Annotated in this window: 18 protein-coding genes and 1 riboswitch; of the genes, 10 read left to right on the forward strand and 8 right to left on the reverse strand. The window is 64.1% G+C overall.

The genetic code is table 11. The features are described 5' to 3' along the window. The first annotated feature begins 289 nt into the window (after nt 1-289). Nucleotides 290-2,350 carry an NADPH-dependent 2,4-dienoyl-CoA reductase gene (locus BUE39_RS20205; protein WP_073430506.1) on the forward strand — a complete coding sequence of 687 codons (2,061 nt, stop codon included), beginning with the start codon at nt 290-292 and terminating at the stop codon, nt 2,348-2,350. 119 nt (nt 2,351-2,469) lie between these two features. Here the strand turns inward: BUE39_RS20205 and BUE39_RS20210 are convergent, their stop codons facing one another. From BUE39_RS20210 to BUE39_RS20225, 4 genes are all read right to left on the reverse strand, one after another. Further along, nucleotides 2,470-3,411 carry an EamA family transporter gene (locus tag BUE39_RS20210; RefSeq protein ID WP_073430507.1) on the reverse strand — a complete coding sequence of 314 codons (942 nt, stop codon included), beginning with the start codon at nt 3,409-3,411 and terminating at the stop codon, nt 2,470-2,472. 365 nt (nt 3,412-3,776) lie between these two features. After that, a complete protein-coding gene (locus BUE39_RS20215) occupies nt 3,777-4,016 on the reverse strand; it encodes a pentapeptide MXKDX repeat protein (RefSeq protein ID WP_073430508.1) in 240 nt (79 codons plus the stop codon). A 119-nt stretch (nt 4,017-4,135) separates the two neighbouring features. Beyond that, on the reverse strand, nt 4,136-4,927 hold the full coding sequence (locus tag BUE39_RS20220; RefSeq protein ID WP_073430509.1) for a molybdopterin-dependent oxidoreductase: 792 nt from the start codon (nt 4,925-4,927) through the stop codon (nt 4,136-4,138). A gap of 32 nt (nt 4,928-4,959) precedes the next feature. Further along, nucleotides 4,960-5,598: a cytochrome b/b6 domain-containing protein gene (locus BUE39_RS20225; protein WP_073430561.1), complete on the reverse strand. Its 639-nt coding sequence runs from the start codon at nt 5,596-5,598 to the stop codon at nt 4,960-4,962. 544 nt (nt 5,599-6,142) lie between these two features. On the opposite strand from BUE39_RS20225, the gene BUE39_RS20230 reads away from it, so the two are divergent. The 5 genes from BUE39_RS20230 to BUE39_RS20250 all read left to right on the forward strand — a co-directional run bounded on the left by BUE39_RS20230 (nt 6,143) and on the right by BUE39_RS20250 (nt 11,280). Then, complete coding sequence (locus BUE39_RS20230; protein WP_073430510.1) at nt 6,143-6,553, forward strand: GreA/GreB family elongation factor; 411 nt, start codon at nt 6,143-6,145, stop codon at nt 6,551-6,553. A 153-nt stretch (nt 6,554-6,706) separates the two neighbouring features. Next, a riboswitch (TPP riboswitch) is annotated at nt 6,707-6,825 on the forward strand. A gap of 116 nt (nt 6,826-6,941) precedes the next feature. After that, nucleotides 6,942-8,873, forward strand: a complete 1,932-nt coding sequence (gene thiC / locus BUE39_RS20235; RefSeq protein WP_073430511.1) for a phosphomethylpyrimidine synthase ThiC — start codon at nt 6,942-6,944, stop codon at nt 8,871-8,873. 294 nt (nt 8,874-9,167) lie between these two features. After that, complete coding sequence (locus tag BUE39_RS20240; protein ID WP_073430512.1) at nt 9,168-9,380, forward strand: glycine zipper 2TM domain-containing protein; 213 nt, start codon at nt 9,168-9,170, stop codon at nt 9,378-9,380. A 252-nt stretch (nt 9,381-9,632) separates the two neighbouring features. Continuing rightward, nucleotides 9,633-10,115 carry a hypothetical protein gene (locus BUE39_RS20245; RefSeq protein ID WP_073430513.1) on the forward strand — a complete coding sequence of 161 codons (483 nt, stop codon included), beginning with the start codon at nt 9,633-9,635 and terminating at the stop codon, nt 10,113-10,115. 238 nt (nt 10,116-10,353) lie between these two features. Further along, nucleotides 10,354-11,280, forward strand: a complete 927-nt coding sequence (locus BUE39_RS20250; protein WP_073430514.1) for a DMT family transporter — start codon at nt 10,354-10,356, stop codon at nt 11,278-11,280. A gap of 466 nt (nt 11,281-11,746) precedes the next feature. Here the strand turns inward: BUE39_RS20250 and bamC are convergent, their stop codons facing one another. Next, the gene (gene bamC / locus BUE39_RS20255) at nt 11,747-12,979 is read right to left on the reverse strand and encodes an outer membrane protein assembly factor BamC (protein WP_073430515.1); all 1,233 of its coding nucleotides are present in this window, start codon (nt 12,977-12,979) and stop codon (nt 11,747-11,749) included. A gap of 457 nt (nt 12,980-13,436) precedes the next feature. Between bamC and BUE39_RS20260 the strand changes: the two genes are divergently transcribed. The 3 genes from BUE39_RS20260 to BUE39_RS20270 all read left to right on the forward strand — a co-directional run bounded on the left by BUE39_RS20260 (nt 13,437) and on the right by BUE39_RS20270 (nt 17,237). Beyond that, the gene (locus BUE39_RS20260; protein ID WP_073430516.1) at nt 13,437-13,901 is read left to right on the forward strand and encodes a DUF2844 domain-containing protein; all 465 of its coding nucleotides are present in this window, start codon (nt 13,437-13,439) and stop codon (nt 13,899-13,901) included. A gap of 50 nt (nt 13,902-13,951) precedes the next feature. Further along, nucleotides 13,952-15,217: a DUF3443 domain-containing protein gene (locus tag BUE39_RS20265; protein ID WP_073430517.1), complete on the forward strand. Its 1,266-nt coding sequence runs from the start codon at nt 13,952-13,954 to the stop codon at nt 15,215-15,217. Nucleotides 15,218-15,356: 139 nt separating this feature from the next. Next, nucleotides 15,357-17,237, forward strand: a complete 1,881-nt coding sequence (locus BUE39_RS20270) for a glycosyl transferase family 1 (RefSeq protein WP_073430518.1) — start codon at nt 15,357-15,359, stop codon at nt 17,235-17,237. A 110-nt stretch (nt 17,238-17,347) separates the two neighbouring features. Here BUE39_RS20270 and BUE39_RS20275 read toward each other — a convergent pair whose 3' ends face one another. Next, entirely contained in the window at nt 17,348-17,818 is a 471-nt protein-coding gene (locus BUE39_RS20275; RefSeq protein ID WP_073430519.1) for a hypothetical protein, read from the reverse strand. 331 nt (nt 17,819-18,149) lie between these two features. Between BUE39_RS20275 and leuA the strand changes: the two genes are divergently transcribed. After that, on the forward strand, nt 18,150-19,865 hold the full coding sequence (leuA, locus tag BUE39_RS20280; RefSeq protein ID WP_073430562.1) for a 2-isopropylmalate synthase: 1,716 nt from the start codon (nt 18,150-18,152) through the stop codon (nt 19,863-19,865). Between the two features lie 106 nt (nt 19,866-19,971). Here the strand turns inward: leuA and BUE39_RS20285 are convergent, their stop codons facing one another. Both BUE39_RS20285 and BUE39_RS20290 read right to left on the reverse strand, forming a co-directional pair. Further along, nucleotides 19,972-20,739 (reverse strand): amino acid ABC transporter ATP-binding protein, encoded by a 768-nt coding sequence (locus tag BUE39_RS20285; RefSeq protein WP_073430520.1) that lies wholly within the window; start codon nt 20,737-20,739, stop codon nt 19,972-19,974. Then, the gene (locus BUE39_RS20290) at nt 20,739-21,416 is read right to left on the reverse strand and encodes an amino acid ABC transporter permease (protein ID WP_073430521.1); all 678 of its coding nucleotides are present in this window, start codon (nt 21,414-21,416) and stop codon (nt 20,739-20,741) included. Before BUE39_RS20290 ends, BUE39_RS20285 begins: the two co-directional genes overlap by 1 nt. Between the last annotated feature and the right edge of the window lie 20 nt (nt 21,417-21,436).

Here is a 21,436-nt window from a genome sequence, read left to right on the forward strand (position 1 = left end):
TGCGCAACCGTGCTCGTTGATCGTTGGAATGGTTCTCGCCGGCTCTGTCGAAACGAAGCTGCCCCTCCTATCCCTGTCTCACATCGCGCCTGTTTTTCGAACGGCGCGGTCCATGTCGATGGACGCTCGCAACGAGCAATGCGTGTGCCGCAGGGGACGCCATGGCTTACGGCGGCTTGGGAATGTCTTACGGGACAATGCATTGCGAGGATTAGAAAGTTTCCTCGGAAGGTTGGCCGAGCGAGCGGTGTATTGTTCGTGCGCATCCAATACTTACACGGCGCCCTGCATGTCTTACCAACACTTACTCGCCGAACTCGACCTGGGCTTCACCCGCTTGCGCAACCGCGTGGTGATGGGCTCGATGCACACCGGCATGGAGGACCGCTTCTGGCATTACCCGCAGCTGGCCGCCTATTTCCGCGAGCGCGCGAAAGGCGGCGTGGGGCTGATCGTCACGGGCGGCATCTCGCCGAATCGGCAAGGCTGGCTGCTGCCGTTCGGCGGCACGTTGAACAGCGTGTTCGATCTGCGCAATCATCGGCTGTTGACCGAGGCCGTGCATGCCGAAGGCGGCAAGATCGCGCTGCAGATCCTGCATGCGGGCCGCTATGGTTATCAGCCATTCGTCGTATCGGCGTCCGCTATCAAATCGCCGATCTCGAGGTTCAAGCCGCGCGCGCTGAGCCTCGCCGGCATCGCGAGCACCGTGCGCGACTATGCGCGCTGCGCCCGTCTCGCGCAGCGCGCCGGTTACGACGGCATCGAGATCATGGGCAGCGAAGGTTATCTGCTCAACCAGTTCCTCTGCCCGCGCACCAATCGTCGTGACGATCGCTATGGCGGCAGCATCGAGAACCGCATGCGTATCGCCCGCGAGATCGTCGAACAGGTGCGCGCGGTGTGCGGCGAGCGCTTCATCGTCGTGTACCGTCTTTCGTTGATCGATCTGGTGGAAGGCGGCAACACGTGGGACGAAACCGTGCAGGTCGCAAAGGCGCTCGAAGCGGCCGGCGTGACGATGTTCAACACGGGCATCGGCTGGCATGAGGCGCGCGTGCCGACCATCGTGACCTCGGTGCCGCGCGCGGCCTTCGCCTCGCTCAGCGCGCGCTTGAAGGCCGCCGTGAAGGTGCCGGTGATCGTGTCGAACCGCATCAATACGCCCGAGGTCGCCGAGGAACTGCTCGCGCAGGGAGCCGGCGACCTGGTCTCGATGGCGAGGCCGCTCTTGGCCGATCCCGAGTTCGTCGTGAAGACCGCCGAGGGACGCGCGCACGAAATCAACACCTGTATCGCCTGCAATCAGGCTTGCCTCGATCACACGTTCAGGAACGAGCGCGCGACGTGTCTCGTGAATCCGCGTGCCGGACGCGAGACCGAACTGGTCTATCGGACCGTTTCAGGACCGGCGGTGCGCTCGGTGGCGGTGGTCGGCGCGGGTCCGGCGGGACTCTCGGCGGCGACGGTGGCGGCCTCGCGCGGGCATCGCGTGACGCTGTTCGATGCGAGCCCAACCATCGGCGGCCAGTTCAATCTGGCGATGCGCGTGCCGGGCAAGGAGGAATTCGGCGAAACGATCCGCTATTTTCAGAGCCAGTTGCAGCGTCATCGCGTCGACGTGCGGCTCGATACGCGCGTCGATCCCGCGCTGCTCGCCGCGGGCGCTTACGACGACGTGATCGTCGCCACCGGCATCGTGCCGCGGCGGCCGGCGATTCCCGGCATTGACGGGCCGAACGTGCTGTCCTACGTCGACGTGCTGCGCGGCGCGCCGGTCGGCGCACGCGTCGCGGTGATCGGCGCGGGCGGCATCGGCTTCGATGTCAGCGAGTTCCTGCTGCATCGTCCGGGCGAGCCGTTGCCGATGTCGCGCGATGCGTGGCTCGATGAATGGGGCGTCGATCTCGCGGTGCGTGAGCGCGGTGGCCTGAAAACGCCGGCGCCGCCCCAGCCGGCGCGGCAAATCTGGCTGTTGCAGCGCAAGGCCGGCAAGCTCGGCATGGGGCTCGGCAAGACTTCCGGCTGGGTGCATCGCGCGACGCTCGCAAGGAACGGCGTGAAGATGCTCGGCGGCGTGTCGTATCTGGAGATCGGCGCGCGCGGTTTGAAGATCGCGCGTGAGGGCGTCGAGGCATGGCTGGATGTGGACACGATCGTCGTGTGCGCGGGGCAGGAATCGCTGCGCGATCTGCTGCCGCGGGCCGCGGCGGCGGGCGTGGTTGCGGCGGAGAGGTCCGTGGAGACGCAGAGTCCGCGCTATCACGTGATTGGCGGAGCGAAAGTCGCGACGGAACTGGATGCCAAACGCGCGATTCGCGAAGGCGCGGAAGTGGCGGCGGCGCTTTGATGCTGAAGGGAATGCGCCGCGGTGGTTTGTGCTGTCGTGCTGTCGTGCTGTCGTGCTGTCGTGCTGTCGTGCTGTCGTATTCGCGCCGCCGCGCCACTGCGGCGGCGCCTCGCACACGCTCAGGCGAGCGCCTTCTTCCGGTAATCGAACCAGAAAGACAGGCCCACGCTCGCCAGAATCACGATGGTCGCGATCACCGTCGAGCGCGTGACCGGCTCGCCGAGCAGCAGCGCGCCGAGCGCCACCGCCACCACCGGATTCACGTACATGCAACTGCTGGCGATGATCGGGCTCGTGTGCCGGATCAGGAAGCCGTACGCGACGTACGCGGTCATCGTGCCGATCAGCATCAGGTAGATGAACGCCAGCAGCGGCAGAAAGTGCACTTCGAGCATCCGTTCACCGGAAACCAGCGCGACCAGCGTCGACATCGCGCCGCCCAGGCCGATTTGCAGCGAGGTCGACAGGAACAGATCCGAGGGCAGCTTCAGCCGCCCGGCCAGATGCGCGCCGCCGGCCCAGAACAGCGCGCCGCACAGAATCGCGAGACTGCCGCCCGCCGAGCCCGGCGTTTCGTCGCCGTGGCTCAGGATCGCGATGCCGACCAGCCCGAGGCCGACTGCGAACCACTCGCCCCGGCCGATCTTGCGCCCCGCCACCGCCGCGATCACCGTCGCGAACAGCGGCACGGTCGCGACCATCACCGCCGCGGTGCCGGTGCCGACCGTGCGCATCCCATAGGCCAGCATGCCGCTCGACAAACCCACCAGCATCGTGCCGACGAGTCCCGCATTGCCGATCTCGGCGGCGCTCGGCCAGACCGGATTGCGGCGCGCCGCGAAGATGAAAAGCCCTACGCCGGCAAACAGGTTGCGCAGACCGGACAGCAGCAGCGGCGGGAACGAACCGAGCGCGACGTGCACGGCGAGATACGTCGAGCCCCACACGAGGTAGACGACGGCGAGCGCGAGCGCGATCTGTCCGTTGCGCGACTGCGGCAAACGGATGGAAAAACCACCCGGGACAAGGCGCGAAAAAAGGCTGGGAAGTTGCGACGACATGCGTTCAACCCGCCCATGCCGCTCGAGGCGCCGCGCCCCCGCTGAAGACCCCGTGGCGGGATGGCGGACACCGCATCGGCGATGCGGTCTGACGGGCGAGGCTGGCGGACATGTTGGTGGAACGAGAAGACGATAGATGGCCAAAGGGGCCACAACGCCGCGGTGGTCGAAGGAAATCGCTCCACGGCTGACACGCGTCCAATGTTGGGCGCGCATCGCATTATGCAGTAAGCGCCCACCGCGCCGTGCGAAAGAATCGTAATTTTTTGCGTGTCCGCAACAAAAAAGCCGGGGACGTTTCCCCGGCTTTCAGCGCGCGCGCCCCAAGCCCTTTCGGGCTATGCGGCGGGCATCGAACAGCGCGCTCAGTTCGCCATTGCGCCGGACGCTTCGTGCTTCATGCCCATCGCGTCGCCGTCCTTTTTCATCTTGTCGTGCTTCTTCTTCATGCCGTCCTTCTTCATGCCGTCCTTCGACATGGAATCCTTCGACATCGCGTCATGCGACATCGAATCGTTGGACATCGCGCCGCTTGCCTGCGCGAATGCCGCGCCGCCGCTGGTCAGGAAAGCGACGGCGATTGCTGCGATTGCGAACTTCTTCATGGGATGACTCCGTTGTCGTGAATGAATAGAGCCGGCGCCTTGCTCATGCCGGCGTGTTTCCGAAGCTTCTGCCGCCTGGGGTCGCGCATCGGGATGCGGCATGCGGCGACCCGCGCGCGTCAGGAGCCTCCGAACCAGTTGTAGCCCTGGTCGACCCAATAGCCGCCAGGATACGTGTTGGTGACGAACATCTCGACGATGTGCTTCGGGTTCTTGTAGCCGAGCTTGGTCGGCATGCGCAGCTTCATCGGGAAGCCGTATTTCGCGGGCAGACGCTCGCCGTCGTATTCGAACGTGAGGAGCGTTTGCGGATGCAGCGCGGTCGGCATGTCGATGCTTTCGTAGTAGTCGTCGGCGCATTTGAAGCCGACGTATTTCGCGCTGGTGTCCGCGCCGATGCGCCGCAGAAAATCGGCGAACGGCGTGCCGCCCCAGCGGCCGATCGCGCTCCACCCTTCCACGCAAATGTGCCGCGTGATCTGCTCCGCATGCGGCAGCGCATACAGCTCGGGCAAGCTCCAGACGCGCTGGCCGGTCACGAGTCCACTGATCTTCAGCTTGTAGCCGGCGCCGTCGACCTCGGGCACTTCGTCGATGCCGTAGTACGCGTTGAACGGAAACGGCCGGGTGATCTGCGCTTCGGTGTAGGTCGGCGCAAGCTGCTTCGGATCGAACAGCGCGGCTTGCGCGCGATCGTTCAGGCGCGATACGGCCGTGAGGAACGTGTTGACCGATTCGTCGTCGGTCAGCGAGCAGCCGGTCAACATCGACAAACCGCCGAGCGTCAGCAGCCGTTTGCCGAAGAGGCGCCGCGACGGCATCGCGAGTTCGCGCCGGGCGTCGATCAGGATCGACTCGCGGTCGAGCCGATGGCCGGTCGGCCGAGCGGATTCTGGATTGGGCTTGTTCATGATTCGGTATCCTCGGGCTTGGCGTAAGCGGCTCAACGTCCGCGCAGCATGGCGACGAGCGAGCGCGGCACGAGCGCCACCATCGCCAGATGCACGACGATGAACGCCGCCATCAGCGACATCGCGAAGAAGTGGACGATGCGTGCGTTGTCGTAGCCGCCCATCAGTTCGCGCAGCAGCGGAAACTGCACCGACTTCCAGATCGCGAGGCCCGACAGCACCAGCACGATCAGGTCGCAGACGACGAACAGGTAGGCGAATTTCTGCACCGCGTTATAGACGCGCAGATCGGCGTGCGAGAGCTTGCCGGTCAGCGCGGCGATGAGGTCGTGCAGCACGGCGCGCGGCGAGATGGGCAAGAACTTGCGCACGAAGCGCCCGCTCGCGAGATTCAGCGCGAGATACAAGAGACCGTTGAAGACCAGCAGCCACATCGCCGCGAAATGCCATTGGAGCGCGCCGCCGAGCCAGCCGCCGAGCGTGATTTCCGGCGCGAAACGAAAGCCCGGAAAGATCGGCGAGGCGTTGTAGATGCGCCAGCCGGAGAGCATCATCACGATGGCCGCGAGTGCGTTGAGCCAATGCGTGACGCGCACCCACAGCGGATGAATCGCGCCGCTTTGCGGCTTGGCGGGCGGCGCGCTTTCGCGCAATGCATGAGAAGTTGCCATGAGATTCTCCGTGAACGAAGGCCGCGGCGCGATCAACGGCAAGCGGCGAATTCCGCGGCTTGCCGCGCGGCGGAAGGTTTGCATGACGTGCGCCAACAGGGTCTGCACGTTTGTCGAACGATGCGGTGGGTTATGACACCCCGTTTTGAATTTTTTTGTCTGACGCCGCGCATCGCCCGACATCGAACTGAGAGACTGAACGGCGCATGGCCCGTGCTAACATGGGTCTTCCATCGCGCCGGTTCCCTGTCTTGCGGCGCTTGTGCGAACCTCTTTCTTTCGACCTTGCCGGCTACTCTCATGCGCTTTCCGACTTACCGTGCCTTCACCCGTTTGCGCCGCCGCGGCGCGACCGGGTACGCGTGCGCGGACGTCGCACGGTGCCATGCCGGCGAGCCGTCCCGAACGCTCCCGCTTCCCGCCGCCCGGCGCCCGATCTAACGCTGCTCCCTCCTATACCGGAGCCGCATCGTCGGGCTCCGGGCCGATCTCATCCGCACGCTGTCCCCTCACCTGCAGATTGAATTGAATTGGAGCACCCGTCATGAAAAAGACGAAAACCTGTTACCTCACCGAACTCGACGTCGCCCGTCTCGAGAAGCATGCGGCCGCGCCGGGCGCCGACGCGAAAATGCAGGACATGCTCGACGACGTGCTGGAACGCGCGGTGATCGTCGACGCCCGCGAGATTCCCGCCAACGTGGTCACGATGAATTCGCAAGCCACGCTGATCGACGAAAGCACTGGCGAGCACATGACCTGGACCGTCGTCTATCCGCCCAATGCGGATTTCGCGCAGGGCCGCCTGAACGTGTTCTCGCCGGTCGGACTTGCCTTGCTCGGCGCCAAACGCGGCGAACGCATCAGCTTCACGCCGCCGAGCGGCACGCCGAAGGTGCTGAAGCTCGACAAAATCCTGTTTCAACCGGAAGCCGCCGACGATTTCACGTTGTGATTTCATGTTGTAAGCGGCACGCGTGCGAGGCGCCACTGTTGCGCCGCATCATGTCCAGCCGCGCGGCGGTCTTCATGGAATAGTACGCCGCCGACCGGCGTTCGAATTATCGAGACGGTTGCCAAGCAGCGCTCGCGCAGTGTATTGTGTGCGCTGCTAACGCGGGGGTCCTGCGTCGCACGGAGGTTGGAGGTCCGTGTTGCGTGGGTGAGAAATACCCTTTGAACCTGATCTGGATAATGCCAGCGCAGGGAAGCGTACGGATTTCGCAGCGGGTCTGGTTTCATTTCTCGCGATTTCCGACGACATTCATCTCATCTCCTGCTTAGCGGCCCCACATTGCCTTGCATGGGACCAGCGCCAACTCTGGTCGACACAGGAGATAAGCATGAACGCCAATCCGAAGTTCCTTTCCGCCGACGCCCACGTCGATGCCGCCGCTGTCGCGCCGCTGCCGAATTCGCGCAAGGTCTACGTGACCGGCTCGCGGCCCGACATCCGCGTGCCGATGCGTGAGATCTCCCAGGCCGATACGCCGGACAGTTTCGGCGGCGAGAAAAATCCGCCGGTCTATGTCTACGACACGTCGGGCCCCTACTCCGATCCTGAGGCGAAGATCGACATTCGCGCCGGTCTGCCCGCGCTGCGTCAAGCCTGGATCGAAGAGCGCGGCGACACCGAAGCGCTGACGGGTCTCACGAGCGACTACGGCCGCGAACGCGCCGCCGATCCCGCCACCGCCGAGTTGCGCTTCCAGGGCCTGCACCGCACGCCGCGCCGCGCCAAGGCGGGCGCCAACGTGTCGCAGATGCACTACGCGCGTCGCGGCATCATCACGCCGGAAATGGAATACATCGCGATTCGCGAGAACCAGCAGCGCGCCGCCTATCTGGAAAGCCTGAAGACGAGCGGCCCGAACGGCGAAAAACTCGCCGCGATGATGGGCCGCCAGCATCCGGGCCAGGCGTTCGGCGCGAGCGCGTTCGGCCCCGACGGTCTGAAGGAGATCACGCCCGAATTCGTGCGCGAGGAAGTCGCCCGCGGCCGCGCGATCATTCCGAACAACATCAATCACCCGGAAAGCGAGCCGATGATCATCGGCCGCAACTTCCTCGTGAAGGTGAACGCGAACATCGGCAACTCGGCGGTGACGTCGTCGATCGGCGAGGAAGTCGACAAGATGACCTGGGCGATCCGCTGGGGCGGCGACACGGTGATGGATCTGTCCACCGGCAAGCACATTCACGAAACGCGCGAGTGGATCATCCGCAACTCGCCGGTGCCGATCGGCACGGTGCCGATCTATCAGGCGCTGGAAAAGGTCAACGGCAAGGCCGAGGATCTGACCTGGGAAATCTTCCGCGACACGCTGATCGAGCAGGCCGAGCAAGGCGTCGACTACTTCACGATCCATGCGGGCGTGCGTCTGCAATACGTGCCGCTCACGGCCAGGCGCATGACGGGCATCGTCTCGCGCGGCGGCTCGATCATGGCGAAGTGGTGCCTCGCGCATCACAAGGAAAGCTTCCTGTACGAGCATTTCGAAGACATCTGCGAAATCATGAAGGCGTACGACGTGGCCTTCTCGCTCGGCGACGGCCTGCGTCCCGGCTCGATCTACGACGCGAACGACGAAGCGCAACTGGGCGAACTCAAGACGCTCGGCGAACTCACGCAGATCGCGTGGAAGCACGACGTGCAGACGATGATCGAAGGCCCCGGCCACGTGCCGATGCAGCTGATCAAGGAGAACATGGACCTGCAACTGGAATGGTGCGACGAAGCGCCGTTCTACACGCTCGGACCGTTGACCACCGACATCGCGCCCGGCTACGACCACATCACGTCGGGCATCGGCGCGGCGATGATCGGCTGGTTCGGCACCGCCATGCTTTGCTACGTCACCCCGAAGGAACACCTCGGGTTGCCGAACAAGGACGACGTGAAGACCGGCATCATCACGTACAAGCTCGCCGCGCACGCCGCCGATCTGGCGAAGGGCCATCCGGGCGCGCAGGTGCGTGACAACGCGTTGTCGAAGGCGCGCTTCGAATTCCGCTGGGAAGATCAGTTCAACCTCGGTCTCGATCCGGACAAGGCGCGCGAATTCCACGATGAAACGCTGCCGAAGGATTCGGCCAAGGTCGCGCACTTCTGTTCGATGTGCGGCCCGCACTTCTGTTCGATGAAGATCACGCAGGACGTGCGCGAATTCGCGGCGCAGCAAGGCGTCACCGACGACGAAGCGCTGAAGAAAGGCATGGAAGTGAAGTCGATCGAGTTCATGAAGAAAGGCGCTGAGATTTATCAGCGGCAGTAAGCGTCGAAGGAAACAGAGCGGAGCGGCGCGCGCGCGTCGTTCCCAGCGTCGACGCGCTGCATCGCAGCATCGAAGCCCGCCGCTGGCGGGCTTTTGCATTGGCGCGCGCGGCAGGCACGCGTCATGCTGGACATGGGGAAACATTTGATTACGAAACCGGCAGTCCGCTGACAAGCGCACACATCTGGATACGGGCTGCGGCGATAAGATCAAATGCAAGGACGGGGAGAACCGTTCATTTCCGAATAACGGCTTCGAAATTCGTTTCGGACCTCAGTCAGGGGAGTAGACATCATGAAAACGATTCGTCGGATGGGCACCTTCGCAACCATTGTCGCGGTCGTCGCGAGCCTCACCGCGTGTGAAGGCATGACCACGCGTCAACGGGATACGGCAATCGGCGCGGGCGTGGGCGGCGTCGCGGGCGCGGCGATCGGCGGCAACGCGCTGTCGACACTGGGCGGCGCGGCAGTCGGCGGCGTGATTGGCAACCAGGTTGGCAAGTGAGCGACGCTCGTGCGTCGAGTAAATGGCTTGGGTTGAACGCGGGCGGGGCTGAAGAATCCGCCCGCGTCTGATTTGCGAAGCGCTTTTGAGGAGACGAGCGTCGTCTCCAGTCAAGCCGCTTCGTCACATCGCCTCGCAGCAACGAGGCGAAATACGCCGTTACGGTTTCGCAATCCGGTTATCGCGTGGGCAGCGTAAGCTCATGGCGTTACGCCCCGAACGGGGGCGTCGGATGCAAACCAGGAGCGCGTCATGAAGTCCCGCGTCACTAATCCTCTCGGTGCGATCGGCCAGCGGCCGCCGCGCAGCCTGTTCCGTCTTCCGCGAACGGGACTCGCGCTCGGCGCCGCCGCGTGTGCGCTGGCTTTGTCCGGTTGCTATTACCCCTACGGCTACTATCCGGCGTACTACCCGTACTACGCGACAGTGCCGGCCACGATGGCGCAACGCGAAGTGCCGCTCGGCACCGTCGGCGACTCGGCCAGCCAGCCGCAACAGACCGAGCCGGCGCAACAAGGGCAAGCCGGACCGCCGAGCTCGCCGCCCGCCTATGTGGTCGCCCAGCCGCCCGTGTACGTCGCGCCGGCTTATCCCGCTTACTATCCGGCGCCTGTGTATCCTGCGTATCCCGCCTATTACGGATACGGCTACCCAGGCTGGTACGCGCCTTCGCTGTCGATCGGCTTCGGCTGGGGTTGGGGCGGGCATCGCGGCGGACGCGGCTACCATCACTGAACGAATGCGCGGTGCGAGGCGTCGGTGTTTCGCCTGTGCATGGTCGAAGTCGCAATTTTTCTCACATCAGCGTGAAAATTGCTCGCTTGGTGCGCGTCCGCCACGGCGCTTACGATGACATCCGTCAGACGCCTTTATTCCCGAATCTTGCCGTTTCATTCCAGCATGAAACGTTTCGCGCGATTGCGCTGCTACGATGCATTGACGTCTCGACTCAACCGCGCGCGGCGCCCTCCCGATGAATACTAAAAACCTGCTGCAGTTGCTTATCCTCGCCGCCCTCTGGGGCGCATCGTTTCTGTTCATTCGCGTCGGCGTGACCGACTTCGGCGTCGCGCCGTTGATGGCGCTGCGCGTCGGCATCGGCGCGGCCTTTCTAGCGGTCGTGCTGATCGCTCGGCGGCCGCTGGCTCAATCGGCGACGATCCTGCGCACCCGCGCCTTTCCGCTGCTGGTGGTCGGCATTCTGAATTCGGCGGCGCCGTTCTGCCTGTTCGCGTATGCCGAGTTGACGTTGTCGGCGGGCGTCACGTCGGTGATCAACGCGACCACGCCGCTGTGGGGCGCGCTGGTCGCCTTTCTCTGGCTGCGTGATCGCCTGAGCGCGCTGCGCACGCTCGGCCTCGTGATCGGCTTTCTCGGCGTATTGATGCTCGTCTGGGATCAGATCGCCACGCCGAACGGCTCGGCGGCCACGCCGCTCAGCACCGCGCTCGCGGCCGGCGCGGCGCTCGGCGCAACCTTGCTGTATGGCATTGCCGCCAACTACACGAAACGCCATCTGACCGGCGTCGACGCGCTGACCGTCGCCACCGGCACGATGACCGGCGCGACCATCGTATTGCTGCCCCTTGCCGTCATCTACTGGCCGGCCGCGCCGGTCTCGCTGCAGGCTTGGGGCGCGGTGCTTGCGCTCGGGATCGCGTGTACCGGCGTCGCCTATATGCTGTTCTTTCATTTGATTGCGGTGGCGGGACCGGCGCGCGCGATCACCGTGACCTTCGTGATTCCGATCTTCGGCATTTTGTGGGGGGCGCTGTTTCTCGGCGAAGGCGTGTCGCCGGGCATGCTGGAAGGCTGCGGGGTGATTCTGGTGGGCACCGCCCTCGCCACGGGCGTGATCAAACGCCTGCCGTGGATCGGCACACGACGCGCCGACACCTGAGCGGCGTTTGGCGCGATGCGTTCCGGGGGCGCTGCTTCTCCCTGATCCGTCCGTCCGGCTCCGCACGCGGGGACCGAACTAAAGCATCAACAGTAGCCCGCACTCCACTGAGTGCGGGCGAAACCGTCGCCCTACGAGGATAGACGACGGGGTCACCGGGGCCGTGCATTCGCAGGCCGTCATCGGGCCGGCATCAACTCTGCAGGCGGTGCGGGTCGAACCCGCCGCCACTCGGACCGGGTGGATAACCCGGTCCCGTGGGTCCGGCAACGCGCTGCGCGCCATGACGCGCCGCCTCCGAACGATGCCCCGCGCGCTGGTCCCACCTCTAAACGCCGCGCCGCCGGCATGCCGATCGAATTCACCGTTACCGCTCGAACGCGACAAAAAGCGCGCATAAAAAAACCCGCCCGGAATGGTTCCGGGCGGGTTTTCATTCAGGCGCATTTGCCTGCCGCGGCTTCGCTCAGCGCAACTGATCGGCCATCAGACTCATGATCTGGTTGGCCTGCGGGCCGTCCTGGATATTGCCCTTGTCGTCGACCACGGCCACGCGGGTCTCGTTGGGCGTGATCGCGCGGACGTTCACCAGATACTGCTTGGCCACCTTCTCCTTCTTGCCGTGGAAGACCTGGCTCCAGAAGCCCTGCTCCGCCGACGTCATATCCTTCGGATCGACGTAGCGCACGAAGTACAGGCCACGCGTCAGATCGCGATCGTCGACGGTGAAGTTGCTGCGATCCAGCGCGAGACCCACGCGCAACCAGGCACGGTCATACGGCTCGCCGAGCGTCAATTCGCTGGAGGCGAGCTGCGACGGCGCGTTCGCCGAATCCGGGTCGCGCACCGGCTGCTGCGCCGACAGCGCGACGTTTTGCGCCGCCGTAGCCGCGGCCGCCGACTTCGCGCCCGCCGTGGCCGCGCCCGGCGCGGTTTGCGCGCCGGCCGGCGAAACCTCGGCGCTTTGCGTACCGCCGCCTTGCGCGCGCGAATCGGCCAGCGCGAGCGCCGCCATCAGCCGCTTCAGGTATTCCTGCTCGAGGCCCGGATCGTTCGGCTTGGGTTCCCACTTGCTCGAATCGTTATTCGTGCCGGTAAGCGCCTCGCGCATGCCCTTCTGGCTGACGAACACATAGGTGCCGCCGTTCGGCGCGGCTTCGAGACGCGTGCGGTACTTGTTGCGCTCCGACGTGACGTAGCTGTTGCCCATTGCCTTGGACAGCGTGCTGCGGATCAGGCCGTCGTTGATCTGCGCGTGCGTTTCGTTCCAGTCGGTCTCCATCACGCCCTTGTCGCGTTGGTCGACCACCAGCAGGAAGCCCTGTTCCTGCCAGAAGCGGCGGATCTGCGGCCACGCCTGTGCGGGCGCCTTGTTGTCGATCACGAGCCAGCTTTCGGTGCCGTCGCGCTGGATATGCATGCCCTTGACCGGCGGCACGACAGCCACGGCATTGTCCGCCGGCGCTTGCGCCCGGACCTGCTTGAGCGTGGACAACGAGGTTTCGCCGCCTTGCGGGGGCAAGGAACGCTGATCGGGCGTCTCGTCGATCATGTTCGGCGGTACGGCAAGTGACACTTGCCTGGACTTCGAGTCGCTCTTGTAGTCGATTTTGGTCGGCGACGAGGTGCCGCAGCCGGCGACCAGCCCGCCTGCCATCAGCATTACTGCAAACCGCTTGGTAAGACGAAGATCAGTCATGTTCGGGGAATCCTTCCGCTACGCCACGGCAAGTTTCCGTGGATCAACCCAACATTTTACCGATCCCGGCGAGCCGTGTGCAAAAACCGGGGTTGGCGCGTGAATCGGGCGACCCGCGACGCGCGCCGAAGCCATCGCGGCAAGCCATTTGACGTGCGCGGGATTGCGCCTCGCCGAAATCCCGCCGCGCAAGAAAAGCCGTCGCTCCACGGTCCCGGGAAGCGCTCGTGCACGCCGCGTTTAACAGTTGACAACATTTCCCAATCGCTTGTAGGACGCGCTCCTGCTGTCTGTCAGATCATTGTTTTAAAAGGCACTTCCCGCTCACATGGCTGACCATTTCGGGATTGCGTGAAGCGTGCAACGTCGCGCCAGATAACGATCAGGAAACCTGAGTGTTATCTTGAAATGGAGATCTCAATAAAACTCCAACGCACCCATCGCGAGACGGACAGCCATGCGAAATCCCCGTTTTTCCCCGACCTTCACCGCTTTGGCGATGGCGTTCATCGTGTTGTGCGCCAGTGCCGATGCGCAGGCCCAACTAGGCGGCGCGATGCCCCTCGCCGCGAATTCGACCGGAGCAGCGCCGAAAACATTGCTGAACGGCGCGCTGCGCCTTCGCACATCGACCGACGCCGGCAATACCACCATCAACGAATACGCGACGAACACCGGCCAGATCATCGCCTACGCGTGGGAAGGTCCAACCATGCCGAATCTGCGCGCGCTGCTCGGCAAGTACGCCGACTCCTACCTGAACGGCGCCGCCGCGCTGCCGCCCGACGGCAATCTGCACGCCTCGCGGGTGGTGCGGGCGGACGTGATCGTCGAATCGGGCGGCCCGATGCGCGGCTACGTGGGACGCGCATGGCTGCCGGCGGCCTTGCCGCCCGGCGTCGTCGCCGACGACATCCGCTGAAGCACACAAACCATCCGAAAACCGCCTCGACGATCGATCGCCACCACGCCATGAAGACCTTCTCTCACGTCAGCGCCCTGCTCCTCGTCTGCATCGCACTCGCCGGTTGCGGCGGGGGCGGGGACGGCGGCAGTCCGTCAGCCTCCGCCGCCCCGGCCAGCAGCCCCGGCGCCGCCAGCGCGCCGGGCGGCGCGGCGCCGTCTCCGGCTTCCGATGCGGGCACGTCCGTGCCGCAGTCGAACGTGCCGAATGTCCACCCGATCATGGTCACCACCGCGCCGCTTCTCACGCGCAACATGCTGACGACGAGCGTCACCGTCTGCCGGCCCGGCACCGGCAATTGCGCGATCATCGACAACATTCAGGTCGACACCGGCTCGCATGGCCTGCGGATTCTCGCCTCGGCGTTGCCGGCGACACTGTCGCTCCCGGTGGTGCCTTCGGGCAACGGGATCGCGGGCGAGTGCGCGGTGTTCGGCGGCGGGTACACGTGGGGTGCGGTGCGCAGCGCGGACGTGCGCATGGCCGGCCAACTGGCGGAGTCGATTCCGCTTCAGTTGATCGCCGATCCGGCGCTGCCCACCGTGCCGACCGACTGCACGGGCTCGGGCCGGGCGATGATGACCGTCGACGGCCTGCGCTCCAACGGCATTCTCGGCGTAGGCCTGTTCGCCACCGACTGCGGCGGCGGCTGCGTCAGTAGCGCGTTGCCCCGCTGGTATTACAGTTGCGACGCGAGCGGCGCGTGCCTCGCGAGCGCCCAGGCCCTCGTGCGGCAAGTGACCAATCCGGTCAGCCGCTTCGCGCTCGACAACAACGGCGTGGTGATCGATCTGCCGGCGATACCCGACGCAGGCGCGCCCACCGTGTCCGGCTCGATGATCTTCGGCATCGGCACCCAGGCGAACAACACGCTCGGCAGCGCGAGCGTCGTCAAGGCGAATTCGCAGACGGGCTACGTGGTCACCACGAGCGGCGGCCAGAGTTACTCGCAAAGCTATATCGACAGCGGCTCCAACGGTCTCTTTTTTCGCAATACGCAGTTGCCGCAGTGCGGCTACTGGTACTGCCCAAGCTCGACGCAAACCGCGAGCGCCTCGATTATCGGCACGAATGGCGCCGCGACTCCCACGTCGTTCTCAATCGGCAACTCGAGCGCATTGTTCGCGTCGTCGAACAACGCCTTCAACAATCTCGCGGGCATCGCCAGCAGCGGCTTCGGCTGGGGCCTGCCGTTCTTTTTCGGACGGCGCGTCTACACCGCGATCGCATCGCGTGCGACATCGGCCGGGCCGGGTCCGTACTACGCCTTCTAAAGCGGGCTTCTTTTTACGCGGAAAATTCCCTAATTCGGACATCGATCAAATGTGGCAATTATCGGCCGGCATAATCCAAACCCGCGACCCGCCATCTTTCCAAGATGATTAGTCATACATATCCTAGAATAGTTAAACGATGGAAGAAGCCACTTTTTCGCTCGATCATTTCGAGCAGCTCGTCTACACACGGCAGCATGTGAAAGCCTCGCTGCAGCTACTTTCCGCGCTCGCGCTCCTTCAGCACAAGCGCGGCAAGCTGGACGAAAGTTTTCTCGCCTCGGGCATCGCCGACCTCTCTCCCGCCGAGCAGCGCGTGCGCTTCTGCACCCGCCTGGCGAGCGCGACGTCGACGTTGTTCGCGGACCCCGGCTTCAAACTGCCGAACGACTGCTTCAGATTGTTTCTCACGCTTCATGAATGGGTCGGCGTCGTGTTCTCGGCCACGGCGTTCGGCACCGCCGACCACGTGACCTGTCACCTGAATCCGCGCGGCCCGGACAACCCGGAATTTTTCGCCGGCGACACGTTCATCGAAAAGCTATGCGTGCTTTATTCGGCCGACTCCGAACTGGAACTGAACTTCGGCGCGCTGTGGGCGTACGACAAAAAGCTCGCCGCGAGTCTCGCCCTTGTCCTGCTGGCGCCAAACTTCAAGGGCTCATCGAGCGCGCACATCAAGCGTGAAGCATTGATCGAATGGCTGCCCGGCAAGCTGCGGCAGATCGACGACCTCGACGACCTGCCCACGGCCTTGCTGCACAACGCATACATGTTCTGCAGCTACGCGAATACGCCGCGTCGTCATGAGCTCAAGCGCGACATCAACGTGCTGGTGCGCCGCAAGCTCGACCAGTTGGGTCTCACCGATCTTCAGGCGCCGAAGCCGTGGCCCGCGAAGAGCGGCGCGCGGCGCGGCAAGAAACCGCTGATGATCGTCGTGCTGGAATGGTTCGGCGGCGCTCATTCGATCTACCGCACACACTCGCGCACGATCGAGGCCGCGCGCGAGCATTTCGAGGTGGTGGGCTTCGGCTTGGGCTACGCTGTCGACGACATCGGGCGGGCCGTTTTCGACCGCTTCATCGAACTCGAGGACCCGGACTACATCGGCGAATGCCTGCGCACGATCCGCGACTTCGCCGAGGCCGAGAAGCCGGACGTGCTGTACATGCCGAGCGTGGGCATGTTCGTGCTGACCGTGTTCATGTCGAACCTGAGGGTTGCGCCGTTGCAGATCGCCGGACTCGGCCACCCGGCCACCACGCATTCCGACAAGATCGACTACGTCAGCGTCGAGGAAGACTACGTGGGCGACCCGGCCTGCTTCAGCGAACGCCTGATGATGCTGCCGAAAGACGGCCAGCCGTACCGTCCGTCGGTGTCGCTGCCGGACATCGTCGCGCAAATTCCGCCGCGCCGCGAGACGGTCGAGGTGATCGTCACGGCAAGCGCGATGAAGCTCAACCCCGTCTTTCTCGATACATGCCGTGAGATCGGCGAACGCGCCGCCACGCCGGTCGAGTTTCATTTCATGAGCGGCGTGCCGTCCGGCCTGCAGCTCGACCGGATGCGCGACGTGATCGGCCGCGTGCTGCCGCGCGCCGTCGTGCACGGCTTTCATGATTACGCGGACTATCTGACACGCGTCAACCAATCCGATCTGTTTCTCAGCCCCTTTCCGTTCGGCAATACCAACGGCATTGTCGACGCGCTCACGCTCGGTTTGCCCGGCGTGTGCAAACGTGGTCCGGAAGTGTTCGAACGAATCGACGGCGCGCTCTTCGAGCGCACCGGCATGCCCTCGTGGGCCACGACCGACAGCGTCGAGGATTACATCACCGCGGCGCTGCGGATGATCGACCGGCATGATGAACGCATCGCACTGCGCCAGCGGCTGCTCGACACGCGCGCCGTGCAGCGTTGCTTCGAAGGACGGCCGCAGGCATTCGGCGAAAGCGTGCTGAAGCTGATGCGCGAAACCAAAAGCAAAAGCCACCGCGCCGAGGCGATGGCTTGAGGTTCGGCTCGCGCTAGTCGAGATCATGCCGTGCAAGGGGGCGCGGCACGATGTGCTCGATGCACTTCCTGGCTGAGCGCTCGCTTGCGCGGCGAGCGCGGCGAAAAACGTTACTGCGCGGCTTCGCCGTGGTTTTCATCGGCCGGCGCGGCCAGCCTGGCCGGCGCGAGCCAGTTGAACGCATTCAACGTCGAACCGTGGAACGTGCATTCCGCAGCCGCCGGCTGCACGACCTTTTTCGGCTTGGCGGGTTTGAGCGGCAACGCGTCAGCACCTGATACGCCGGATGCGCCGCCAGCGTGCACCGCCGATGCCGCGGAAACCGCACCCACGGATGAAGCAGCCACGGCGGCCACTTCCGAAGCCGTCGGAACGTGCTCGATCGAGCCTTCCACCACCACCCGCGAGCCGTCGATGCCAACGCCCCGATTGGCGATTTTCAGCGTATCCGGCGACTTCTCGGCCAGCTTGCTTCGCATCAACTGCTCGCATGCGTCCGAGTTCTTGTAGACGGCAGTGCAGGCCGCCAGCAGCGCGGCAGCGGTCATGACGCAAGCGAGGGAGAGAATCCGAATCTTCATTGATGTTCCGTTTTTCAAACCGTCGGCAATTGTAGCTTACAGATCGACTGCAAACCGGCGCGTTGATCGAGCAGACGGCGAGCACACGGCGCTTGACGTCGTCCCAATAATATGTTCCCATTGCGCCCTATGTACCGCGCCCAGACCACCTCCTCGCTACTACTAGCCCGCTCTACCGGGCTAGGTCTGCTGCTGCGCGCTTCCATCTGATACACCGAAGCACCGCTTGATTCCCCAGTAACTGACCCAGCCCCGGTTTCCGACCGGCGGCATGCTTTGTCTTTTCGTCGTCCGGTCGACCACCCGCTTGTCGAACCCACGGATGATGAAAATGTTGAAAACCCCCGCTAGCAAATACCACGCGTTCAAGCCGATCGATTTGACGGACCGTCAGTGGCCGTCGCGCAGCATCACGCGTGCGCCGATCTGGATGAGCACCGATCTGCGCGACGGCAATCAGGCCTTGTTCGAGCCGATGAACGCCGAGCGCAAGATGCGCATGTTCAAGACGTTGGTACAGATCGGCTTCAAGGAAATCGAAGTCGCGTTTCCATCCGCTTCGCAAACCGATTTCAATTTCGTGCGCGAGCTGATCGAAGGCGGCCACATTCCCGACGACGTCACCATTGAAGTGTTGACGCAAGCCCGCGACGACCTCATCGAGCGCACCTTCGAATCCTTGCGCGGCGCGCCGCGCGCGATCGTCCATCTGTACAACGCCACGGCGCCGGAATTCCGCCGGATCGTATTCGGCCTCGACCAGAGCGGCGTGAAGGAACTCGCGCAAAACGCCGCGCGCACCATGAAGCGTCTCGCCGACGCCGCTCCGGAAACGCACTTCACGCTGCAATACAGCCCGGAAGTGTTCAGCGGCACCGAACTCGAATTCGCGAAGGAAGTATGCGACGCCGTGTTCGACATCTGGCAACCGACGCCGGAACACAAGGCGATCGTCAATCTCCCCGCCACCGTCGAAATGTCGACGCCGAACGTCTACGCCGATCAGATCGAGTGGATGCATCGCAATCTCGCGCGCCGCGATGCGTTGATCGTATCGGTGCATCCGCACAACGACCGCGGCACCGCGGTGGCGGCCGCCGAACTCGCCGTCATGGCGGGCGCGGATCGAATCGAAGGCTGCTTGTTCGGCAACGGCGAACGCACCGGCAACGTCGACCTCGTCACGCTCGCGTTGAATCTGTACACGCAAGGCGTCGATCCGGGACTCGACTTCTCGAACATCAACGAAGTCGCGCGCACGGCCGAGGAATGCACGCAGTTGCCGGTGCATCCGCGGCATCCGTATGTCGGCGATCTGGTGTTCACCGCTTTCTCGGGCTCGCATCAGGACGCGATCAAGAAGGGCCTTGCCGTGCAGAAACCGGACGCGGTCTGGGAAGTGCCCTATATGCCGATCGATCCGAGCGATCTCGGCCGCACTTACGATTCGGTGATTCGAGTCAATAGCCAGTCGGGCAAGGGCGGCATTGCGTACCTGCTCGAACAGGGTTACGGCGTGGTGTTGCCGCGCCGCTTGCAGGTGGATTTCAGCTCGGCGGTGCAGCGGTTTTCCGACGACAGCGGGCAAGAAGTCACGCCTTCGCAAATCTGGGCCTTGTTCCAGCAGGAGTACGTCGAGAGCCATGCGCCCGTGCGCTATGTCGGACATAGCCTGTCCGAACAGGGCAATGGCGCGCGAATCACGCTGACCGTCGACGTGAACGGCCAGCGGCGCGTACTGAACGGCGCGGGCAACGGTCCGCTCGACGCATTGATGCACGCGATGGGCGTGCCGGTGCGAATCCAGCATTACGAAGAGCGCGCGCTGACTCAAGGCGCCGACGCCAGGGCGATTGCGATTGCCGAAATGGCCGGCAACGACATTGCGGGCAGCGCGTTCGGCGTCGGCATCGACGCGAATCTGGTGACCGCGTCCATTCGAGCCGTGATCAGCGGTGTGAATCGTGCCTACGCGCGAGCGAACGGCGCCGCGCAAGCGCAGTTCTTTGAAGCCGCGATGAACGACGAAACCGTAACGGCTGATTGACGCCCTTTCCTCGACGTTAAAAAATTCGCCCGGCAAGCTTCACGGCTTGCCGGGCGAATTGTTTTTCTCACAGTTTTCTCTCAGGTCTATCGCTTCACGTCCACTCTTATTCGGTCCATGCGTCCGGCAAGCTGTGCGTCAGCGTCGATACGAAACGCGCGGTTTCCGGCTCGCGCGGTTGCATGAAAATATCGCGCGACGGGCCGGCCTCCACCACCACGCCGTTATTCAGAAACACCACGTCGCGCGCGATCGTCGCGGCGAGCCGCAAGTCGTGCGTCGCCATCAACATCGTCATGCCCTCGGCGGCGAGTTGCTTGAGCACTTCGACGACCTCGGCCGCGAGACCCGGATCGAGCGCCGACGTGGGCTCGTCGCACAACAGCACTTCCGGCGACGGCGCCAACGCCCGCGCAATCGCCACGCGCTGCTGCTGCCCGCCCGACAGCGTCGCCGGCCAGACATCCGCCTTGTGCGCGATGCCGACTTTTTCCAGCAACTCGTCCGCGCGTGCACGCGCTTTTTCCTTGTCCCACTTCAGCACGGTCAAGAGCCCTTCCATCACGTTCTGGCGCACCGTCAGATGCGGAAACAGTTGGAAGTTCTGAAACACCATGCCCGTACGGCGGCGAATCGTCAGCACCGTTTCGCGCGAGGGTTTGCGCTCACGGCTGAATTCGAGCCGTTGATCGCCGAGTTCGAGCGAACCGGCCTCGGGAATTTCGAGCAGGTTCACGCAGCGCAGCAAGGTACTCTTGCCGCTGCCCGACGGGCCGATCAACGCGGTGACGTTACCCGACGCGAGTTGAAGATCCACCGAACTGAGCACGCGATGTTCGGCGAAGTACTTGTCGATTTTCTCCAGTCGGATCATCAGTTGCCCGCCTGAAAAAGTGCATGGCGGCCGAACTTGCGCTCGAGTTTGACTTGCGCCGACGACAGCACCGAACTGAAGACCAGATAAACCAGCGCGGCCTCGGTATAAAGAATCAGCGGCTCGTAAGTCACCGAAGCGATCCGCTGCGCGGCCTGAAACACCTCGGGCACGGTCAGCACCGCGGCCAATGACGTGTCCTTCACCAGCGCGATAAACGAATTGGACAGCGGCGGCAGCGCCACGCGCGCCGCTTGCGGCAGGATCGCGCGACGCAGCGCCTGCTCGCGCGTCATCCCCATCGAATACGCCGCCTCCCACTGCCCTTTCGGAATCGACTCGATCACCCCGCGTATCACTTCGGAGTTATACGCGCCGACGTTCAGCGAAAAGCCGATGATCGCCGCCGTCAACGGGTCGAGCACGATGCCCACGTTCGGCAAGCCGTAGAAGATCACGAACAGTTGCACGAGCAGCGGCGAGCCCCGAAAGAGCCACACGTAAAAGCGCACGATCGCGATCGCCCACTTCGGCCCGAACAGCCGGACCAGCGCGACGACGAACGCGAGCGCGAGGCCGATGCCGAACGATGCCAGCGTGAGCGGCACGGTAAAGACAAGCCCCGCGTACAGCAGGGGCCTCAGCGAGTGCGCCATCAGATCCAACCATGCCGGCATGATTCAGACTCGCAGGTGGT

It is taken from the genome of Paraburkholderia terricola (assembly GCF_900142195.1).
GTDB classification, from domain to species: Bacteria; Pseudomonadota; Gammaproteobacteria; order Burkholderiales; family Burkholderiaceae; genus Paraburkholderia; species Paraburkholderia terricola.

What these genes read in the sequence shown, in the direction of transcription:
- BUE39_RS20275 (WP_073430519.1), bottom strand. Translation starts at nt 17,818, where the DNA reads ATGAAGATTCGGATTCTCTCCCTCGCTTGCGTCATGACCGCTGCCGCG.
- BUE39_RS20245 (WP_073430513.1), top strand. Translation starts at nt 9,633, where the DNA reads ATGAAGTCCCGCGTCACTAATCCTCTCGGTGCGATCGGCCAGCGGCCG.
- BUE39_RS20240 (WP_073430512.1), top strand. Translation starts at nt 9,168, where the DNA reads ATGAAAACGATTCGTCGGATGGGCACCTTCGCAACCATTGTCGCGGTC.
- BUE39_RS20290 (WP_073430521.1), bottom strand. Translation starts at nt 21,416, where the DNA reads ATGCCGGCATGGTTGGATCTGATGGCGCACTCGCTGAGGCCCCTGCTG.
- BUE39_RS20265 (WP_073430517.1), top strand. Translation starts at nt 13,952, where the DNA reads ATGAAGACCTTCTCTCACGTCAGCGCCCTGCTCCTCGTCTGCATCGCA.
- BUE39_RS20260 (WP_073430516.1), top strand. Translation starts at nt 13,437, where the DNA reads ATGCGAAATCCCCGTTTTTCCCCGACCTTCACCGCTTTGGCGATGGCG.
- BUE39_RS20210 (WP_073430507.1), bottom strand. Translation starts at nt 3,411, where the DNA reads ATGTCGTCGCAACTTCCCAGCCTTTTTTCGCGCCTTGTCCCGGGTGGT.
- bamC (WP_073430515.1), bottom strand. Translation starts at nt 12,979, where the DNA reads ATGACTGATCTTCGTCTTACCAAGCGGTTTGCAGTAATGCTGATGGCA.
- BUE39_RS20285 (WP_073430520.1), bottom strand. Translation starts at nt 20,739, where the DNA reads ATGATCCGACTGGAGAAAATCGACAAGTACTTCGCCGAACATCGCGTG.
- BUE39_RS20230 (WP_073430510.1), top strand. Translation starts at nt 6,143, where the DNA reads ATGAAAAAGACGAAAACCTGTTACCTCACCGAACTCGACGTCGCCCGT.
- BUE39_RS20250 (WP_073430514.1), top strand. Translation starts at nt 10,354, where the DNA reads ATGAATACTAAAAACCTGCTGCAGTTGCTTATCCTCGCCGCCCTCTGG.
- BUE39_RS20215 (WP_073430508.1), bottom strand. Translation starts at nt 4,016, where the DNA reads ATGAAGAAGTTCGCAATCGCAGCAATCGCCGTCGCTTTCCTGACCAGC.
- thiC (WP_073430511.1), top strand. Translation starts at nt 6,942, where the DNA reads ATGAACGCCAATCCGAAGTTCCTTTCCGCCGACGCCCACGTCGATGCC.
- leuA (WP_073430562.1), top strand. Translation starts at nt 18,150, where the DNA reads ATGTTGAAAACCCCCGCTAGCAAATACCACGCGTTCAAGCCGATCGAT.
- BUE39_RS20225 (WP_073430561.1), bottom strand. Translation starts at nt 5,598, where the DNA reads ATGGCAACTTCTCATGCATTGCGCGAAAGCGCGCCGCCCGCCAAGCCG.
- BUE39_RS20270 (WP_073430518.1), top strand. Translation starts at nt 15,357, where the DNA reads ATGGAAGAAGCCACTTTTTCGCTCGATCATTTCGAGCAGCTCGTCTAC.
- BUE39_RS20220 (WP_073430509.1), bottom strand. Translation starts at nt 4,927, where the DNA reads ATGAACAAGCCCAATCCAGAATCCGCTCGGCCGACCGGCCATCGGCTC.
- BUE39_RS20205 (WP_073430506.1), top strand. Translation starts at nt 290, where the DNA reads ATGTCTTACCAACACTTACTCGCCGAACTCGACCTGGGCTTCACCCGC.